General features: G+C 67.6%; 5 protein-coding genes. 4 read left to right on the top strand and 1 reads right to left on the bottom strand.

The genetic code is table 11. The features are described from left to right. The first annotated feature begins 188 nt into the window (after positions 1–188). Together DPV74_RS37395 and DPV74_RS37390 are read left to right on the top strand one after the other, a co-directional pair. A complete protein-coding gene (locus tag DPV74_RS37395; protein ID WP_119339005.1) occupies positions 189–2300 on the top strand; it encodes a TonB-dependent receptor domain-containing protein in 2112 nt (703 codons plus the stop codon). Positions 2301–2350: 50 nt separating this feature from the next. Beyond that, positions 2351–4468 carry a TonB-dependent siderophore receptor gene (locus DPV74_RS37390; protein WP_119339004.1) on the top strand — a complete coding sequence of 706 codons (2118 nt, stop codon included), beginning with the start codon at positions 2351–2353 and terminating at the stop codon, positions 4466–4468. Positions 4469–4508: 40 nt separating this feature from the next. Here the strand turns inward: DPV74_RS37390 and DPV74_RS37385 are convergent, their stop codons facing one another. Then, entirely contained in the window at positions 4509–5750 is a 1242-nt protein-coding gene (locus tag DPV74_RS37385) for an NADH:flavin oxidoreductase/NADH oxidase family protein (RefSeq protein WP_119339003.1), read from the bottom strand. 77 nt (positions 5751–5827) lie between these two features. Between DPV74_RS37385 and DPV74_RS37380 the strand changes: the two genes are divergently transcribed. Together DPV74_RS37380 and DPV74_RS37375 are read left to right on the top strand one after the other, a co-directional pair. After that, positions 5828–6292, top strand: a complete 465-nt coding sequence (locus tag DPV74_RS37380) for a MerR family transcriptional regulator (protein WP_060064716.1) — start codon at positions 5828–5830, stop codon at positions 6290–6292. 103 nt (positions 6293–6395) lie between these two features. Further along, on the top strand, positions 6396–7094 hold the full coding sequence (locus DPV74_RS37375; protein WP_119339002.1) for a hypothetical protein: 699 nt from the start codon (positions 6396–6398) through the stop codon (positions 7092–7094). Positions 7095–7096 lie beyond the last annotated feature (2 nt).

The following is a 7096-nucleotide window of genomic DNA, read 5'->3' as shown; positions in this document are numbered from 1 at the left end:
TCCTCCCGCGCCTGACGCACCTCGCGACCGCGTCGCCGCACATCGCGCGGTGCCGTCCGCTTCGCCTGCCCGCCCTGCCGGTGTCCGATGCCGAGCCCGCGCGCGTGACCACGCGCGGCGGCCGGCGCCGCGCATGACGCGCATCGTGTCCGTTTCATCATCGTCACCCCAACCATACGTACAACGACATGTTTCCCTTGACCCGTATTGCCGTCGCGCTGTCCGGCGCGATCTCCGTGCTCTCCGCGTCAGCCGCATGCGCACAAGGCGCCGCGCCGACCGACGCGCCGATTGCATCGACACTGCCCGCGATCAACGTCAACGCAACTCGCGCGGCGGACTCGCTGACGTCGAAATCGACCGTCGACCTGAAACGCACGCTCGACCAGACGGTCGGCTCGGTGGGCTTCGTCGATGCCGACAGCTACCAGAACACCTACGCCTTCACGCTGCGCGACGTGCTGAAGGACGTGCCCGGCGTGTTCGTCGAGAACCGCTACGGCCAGGAGTTGCGCCTGTCGATCCGCGGCTCGGGGATTGCCCGCTCGTATCACACGCGCGGCCTCGAGATCCTGCAGGACGGCATCCCGACCAACCTCGCGGACGGCAGCGGCGACTACTACCAGATCGATCCGCTCGCGCTGCAGGCGGTGCAGGTCTACAAGGGCGGCAACGGCCTCGCGTACGGCGCGTCGACCCTCGGCGGCGCGATCGACTTCGTCACGCCGACCGCCCACACCGCCGACGCGCCGAACATCGTGCGCGTGGAAGGCGGCAGCTATGGCACGGTGCGCACGAGCGCGCAGATCTCGCGCGTGCTCGGCCCGCTCGACTTCCTCGCGAACTTCAGCGTCAATCATTCGGACGGTTATCGCGATCACGCGAAGGGGCAATACGAGCAGTTCAATGCGAACGTCGGCTACCGGTTCAGCCCGGCCGTCGAGACGCGCTTCTACGTCGGCGTGTACGTCGTCGACCAGCTGCTGCCGGGCACGCTGTCGCTGTCCGACGCGCTGAACAATCCGACCAGGGCGGCGCCGAACGCGATATCGGGCGATCAGGCGCGCAACACGCGCACCGAGCGGATCGCCAACCGCACGACGGTGAAGCTCGATTCGGGCGAACTGCAATTCGACACGTGGGCGATTCACAAGAGCCTCTATCACCCGATCTTCCAGGCGCTCGACCAGGACGGCTGGACCTACGGTTTCGCGCCGCGCTACACCGGCCGCCTGACCCTCGGCGGGATGCGCAACGACCTGATCGTCGGCGCGCGCTTCTTCGGCGGCCGCACGCAGGCGAACCAGTACGTGAACGTCAACGGCAACAAGGGCGCGCAGACGCTCGACTCGACGCAGACGGCGTTCAACTATGAAGCGTACGTCGAGAACCGGCTGTTCTTCATGCCGACCGTCGCGCTGATGACCGGCGTGAAGGCGCTGCACTCGGTGCGCGAGTACATCGATAACGGCGGGCTGCCGCGCGACCCGAACTACCGCTCGACGAATGCGAGCTACAGCGGCGTCAATCCGAAGCTCGGGCTGCTGTGGCAGCCGGACGCGAACACCCAGGCCTACGTCGACATCACGCGCAGCCAGGACGTGCCCGACTTCACCGACCTCACGCAGACCTTCTCGAACACGACGCGCTTCACGCCACTCGCGGCGCAGCACGCATGGACGATCGAATTCGGCACGCGCGGCTCGCGCGAGCGCGTGAGCTGGGACGTGACCGCCTATCGCTCGCTCGTGCGCGACCAGTTGCTGCAGTACACGACGAACCCGGACGTGCCGGCGGCGACGTTCAATGCGAACAAGACAGTACTGCAGGGGATCGAGGCCGGTGCGTCGGTCGAACTGTTGCGCAACGTCACCGGCCGCGGCGTAGGCGACAAGGTCACGCTGTCCGGCATCTGGAACCTGAACGACTTCCGCTTCAAGAACGACCCGCAGTACGGCAACAACCGGATCGCGGGCGTGCCGCTGAACGTGCTGCGTGCGACGCTGGGTTACGCGTGCCCGAGCGGCTTCCACATCGCGGCCACGCTCGACTGGGTGCCGTCAGGCGCGTGGGCCGACGATGCGAACACGTTGCGCGTGCCGAGCTACGCGCTGCTCGGGCTGCAGGCCGGCTACGACTTCCGCAACGGACTGTCGCTGTTCGTCGACGCGCGCAACCTGACCAACAAGCGCTACGTCAGCGACGTCAGCACCGTCGCGGATGCCCGCACCGCGAATACCGCGATCTTCTATCCGGGCGAAGGACGCAGCGTGTTCGCCGGCATGCGGTACGCGTTCTGATGCGCCGCCTGCGGCATGGCTCGTTACACAGATTCAAAGGAAACCGAAACATGAAGTTCAGTTCGATGCTGCCCGCCGCCTTGCTCGCGGCCTTCGCGCCGGCCGGGCAGGCCCAGGAAAGCGACGCCGCGAACGCCGGCGCCACGCTTGCACCGATTCGCGTCAACGCACAGAAGGCAACGCCGCTCACGCAACCGCTCGACACCGGCAGCCGTCTCGGCCTGTCGTCGCTCGAAACGCCCGCGAGCGTCGAACAGATCGATCGCAAGACGCTCGACACGCGCGGCGACAGTTCGATCGTCGACGCGGTGAGCCGCGCCGCCGGCATCAGCGCATCGCCGCATCCCGGCAACGGCGGCTCGGAGCTCGGCGCGCGCGGCTTCGTCGGCGCGTCGTCGGTCACGCAGCTCTATGACGGCGTGCGCCCGTACGGCGCGATCGGCATCACCTTTCCGTTCGATACGTGGTCGGCCGACCATATCGACGTGCTGCGCGGCCCGTCTTCGGTGATCTACGGCGAAGGGGCGATCGGCGGTGTCGTCAACATCGTCCCGAAGAAGCCGACGCGCGGCCCGATCCGCAACGAGCTGCAGGCGGGCGGCGGCACCGAGGGCACGGCGCGGGTCGCGTTCGGCAGCGGCGGCGCGATCAACGAGAAGCTGTCGTACCGTTTCGACATCAGCGGCAACCGTTCGTCGAACTGGGTGGACCGCGGCAACTCCCGCAACCTGTCGATCTCCGGTGCGCTGCGCTACGACGTGACGTCCGACCTGTACGTGACGGCGTCGTATGCGCAGGGCTTCCAGCATCCGATGCAGTATTTCGGCGTGCCGCTCGTCAACGGCGCGCGCGATCGCGCGCTCGACAAGAAGAACTACAACGTCGGCGACAGCGACATCGCGTTCCGCGACAGCTGGGCGACGGTATCGGCGAACTGGCAGCCGAGCGACAGCCTGAACGTGACGAGCACGCTGTACCGGATGAAGAGCAACCGTCACTGGAAGGACGCGGAGTACTACGCGTACCTGCCGTCGACCGCGCAGGTCCGGCGCAGCAGCTACACGGAAATCTTCCACGACCAGGAGCAGTACGGGAACGTGACGGCGGCCACCGTGACCACCGCGCTGCTCGGCATGCGCAACACGTTCTCGACGGGTGTCGAGTTCAATCACACGACGTTCCAGCACGACAACAACGCGCCCTATTCGGGCACGTCGACGGTCGACCCGTTCAGCTTCGATCCGGGCAGCTTCATCAACACGGCCGGCACCTATCCGAAGTACCGCAGCCAGGCGAACCAGTACGCGCTGTTCGCCGAGAACCGGCTGGCAATCACGCCGCGCTGGTCGGTGATCGGCGGGCTGCGCTACGACCACGCGAGCGTGAATCGCGACGATCTCGTGAACGGCGGCGCGTTCACGAAGGTGTTCGCGAACACGGGCTGGCGCATCGGCACCGTGTACGACGTGAAGCCCGGCCTCGCCGTTTACGGCCAGTATTCGGTCGCGGCCGACCCGATCAGCTCGCTGCTGTCGCTGAATGCGTCGAAGGCCAACTTCACGCTCGCGACCGGCCGGCAAATCGAAATCGGCGTGAAGCAGTCGTTCCTGGACGGCAAGGCGGAATGGACGCTCGCGGCATACCGGATCGTCAAGAGCAATCTGCTGACGGCCGATCCGCTGAACCCGAACCAGTCGATCCAGGTCGGCCGGCAGTCGTCGCGCGGGCTCGAGGCGACGGTCGGCGCGGAGATCGCGAAGGACTGGCGCGTCGACGCGAACGTGTCGATCCTGCGCGCGAAATACGACGACTTCCAGCAAACGTCCGGCGGCACGACGGTCTCGCGCGCGGGCAACGTGCCGGTGTCGGTGCCGCAGCGGCTCGCGAACCTGTGGGTGAGCTGGCGCTTCGCGCCGGACTGGACGGGCATCGCGGGCGTCAAGTACGTCGGCAAGCGCTTCGCCGATACCGCGAACCAGCTCGTGATGCCGTCGTACACCACCGTCGACCTCGGCCTCGCGTGGAAGCCGCGCAAGGACACGACGATCACGGCGCGCGCGTACAACGTGTTCAATCGCCGCTTCGTGCAGTCCGCGTACTACAACGAGACGCAGTACCTGCTCGGCAACGACCGGCGGCTCGAAGTGCTCGCGAACTACCGGTTCTGACGCGGCGCGCGTGCCGCCGGCACAGGCACGGCGGCGCACATCACCGCGTGCCTGCCGCGCGCCCCGCCATCCACTTCCGGTAGCGTCGCGTCTGGCACTGCGCGGCCAGTTGCTGCCTGACCAGCGCGCGCAGCGGCGACACCTGCGGATGCGTGCGCCGACCTTCGCTGAGCCGCGTCAGCTGGAACTTGACGACGGCCATGTTGGCCAGCGCACCCAGTGCCTTGTTCTTCCACCGGATCGGCTGCAGCACCGGCGCGCTGTCCTTGCCGGCCCGCCAGTCGCGCGGCAGGTTCGGGTCGATCGACAGCGCGGTCGCGATGCCGACCATCGCCACGCCGCTGTCCACCACCTGCTCGGCCACCGCGCGGCGCCGGATGCCGCCCGTGACCATCAGCGGCATCTGCGCGACCGCCGTGATGTCGCGCGCGAATTCGAGGAAATACGCTTCGCGGGCCAGCGTGCGCCCGTCGCGCGCCTCGCCCTGCATCGCCGGCACTTCATAGCTGCCGCCCGACAGTTCGACGAGATCGACGCCCAGCGGATTCAGCAGTTCGACCACGCGCTTCGCATCGTCGGCGCTGAAGCCGCCGCGCTGGAAATCGGCCGAGTTCAGCTTGACCGCGACCGCAAATTCCGGCGGCACCGTCGCACGCACGTCCCGCACGATATCGAGCAGCAGGCGTGCGCGATTCTCGATGCTGCCGCCCCACCGGTCCTGCCGGCGATTGGTCAGCGGCGACAGGAACTGGCTCAGCAGATAGCCGTGCGCCGCGTGAATCTCCACACCGGTAAAGCCGCTCTGCTGCGCAAGCTGCGCGGCGCGCACGAAGCGCCGCTGCACATCGTCGATATCGGCTTGCGTCATCTCCTTCGGCACCGGGAACTGCTTCGACAGCGCACCGAGCTCGAGCGGTATGGCCGACGGCGCGAGCGTCGTCTGGCCGAGCGCCGCCTGCATCTGGCGCCCCGGGTGATTGATCTGCATCCATACGTGCGCGCCGCCCGAGCGCGCCACCTCCGCCCAGCGACGGAAGCGGCCGAGATGCGCGTCGCTCTCGAGCACGACCCCGTTCGGCCCCGTCATCGCGCGGCCGTCCACCATCACGTTGCCGGTCAGGATCAGGCCGACCCCGCCGTCGGCCCACGCCTGGTAAAGGCGCAGCAATGCGTCGGATGGCGCGTGGTTCGCATCGGCCATGTTCTCTTCCATCGCGGCCTTGGCCAGACGGTTCGGAATCACCGCCCCGTTGGGCAGTGTCAGCGGCGTAAACAGGTTCATGGAGGGCACCCTCGATTGACGATGCCCAACGATAACTTTAAAGTCAACTTCAAGGTCAAGCCCCCTCGGAGCACCGCATGAAAATCGGCGAACTGGCACGCGCCAGCGGCATCGCGGCGTCGCGCATCCGCTTCTACGAAGCGAGCGGCCTGCTCGAACCGGCCCGACGCCAGGCAAACGGTTATCGGGAATACGGGTCGGAAGCGTTGACGCGGCTCGCGATCATCGACCGCGCGCAGCGCGCGGGTTTTGCGCTCGACGAAATCCGCGCGCTGCTGCCGCCCGATCTCGGCGCGTGGCCGCGCGACGAACTGCTCGTCGCGCTGCGCCACAAGGTCGACGAAATCGTGCTGCTCGAACAGCGTCTCGCGCAGAACCGGCAACATCTCGAGACGCTGATCGACGAGATCGAGAACAAGCCGGCGGGCGAGGATTGCGCGGGCACCGCGCAACGGATGCTCGACCGGCTGTGCGCGCAGGCCGACGCACCGCCGGCGCCCGCGCCCGTGCCGGCCCCGAGGCCGACGCGCAAGCGCGCATGACCGGTTACACTGCGCCCCCGACGAACGATCAACCCGCGCTGCGGCGAGACGAGTCGGCGCGTGTGCGCCGGCTTTCGCAGTGCGACCTCCAGACCCGATCCGCATGACGATCTCCCGCATCACAGGATGCCTCGTCGCCGCGCTGCTGACGTTCGGCATCGGCGGCACCTACGCCGCGACGTGCGGCGATACACCTTCTTCAATCCGTTGCCCGGATACACCCGCCCTTCCGGACGACATCGTCGCGCAGCTTCCCGCCGGCTACGAAGCGCTGGATGCCGCGTCGGGGCGCCTGACCGACAGCTCCCGCATCGGCTACGTGGTCGTCGCGCACCAGCCCGGCGATTCGATGCGCAACGCATCGCCGCGTCCGCTGATAATCTTCCTGCCGAGCAAGGACGGGCACTACCGGCTCGCGGCGCGCAACGACACCGTGATCATGAAAGCCGACGAAGGCGGGATGGGCGACCCGTATCTCGATGGCGTCGCCGAGAATGCGCTCACGGTCGAACCCCGCACCTTCACGGTCGAACAGGGCGTATTCGCGGGGCCGAGCCACTGGCGCGACCGCGTGACGTTTCGCTACGACGCCGCGCACCGCACGTGGGTGTTCCATCGCGAAGTCATGCGGAACTGGCGGCTCAACGACGACCCGAACGGCGATGCGCTGAAAGCCGACCCGGTGCGCGTCACGCGCGCCGATGCGGCGAAAGCCGTCACGTTCGAAGCGTGGCGGCCGGGTTACTGGTGCGATTCGGCCGAGCGGCGCGGAACCGATCCGGCTTGCAGCAAGCAGCATTGACG

The sequence above is a fragment of the Burkholderia sp. HAN2018 genome (assembly GCF_024704855.1).
In the GTDB taxonomy this organism is placed as follows: Bacteria; Pseudomonadota; Gammaproteobacteria; order Burkholderiales; family Burkholderiaceae; genus Burkholderia; species Burkholderia cepacia.
Note: the sequence above shows the minus strand (reverse complement) of the source record. Positions and strands in the feature narration are given on the sequence as shown.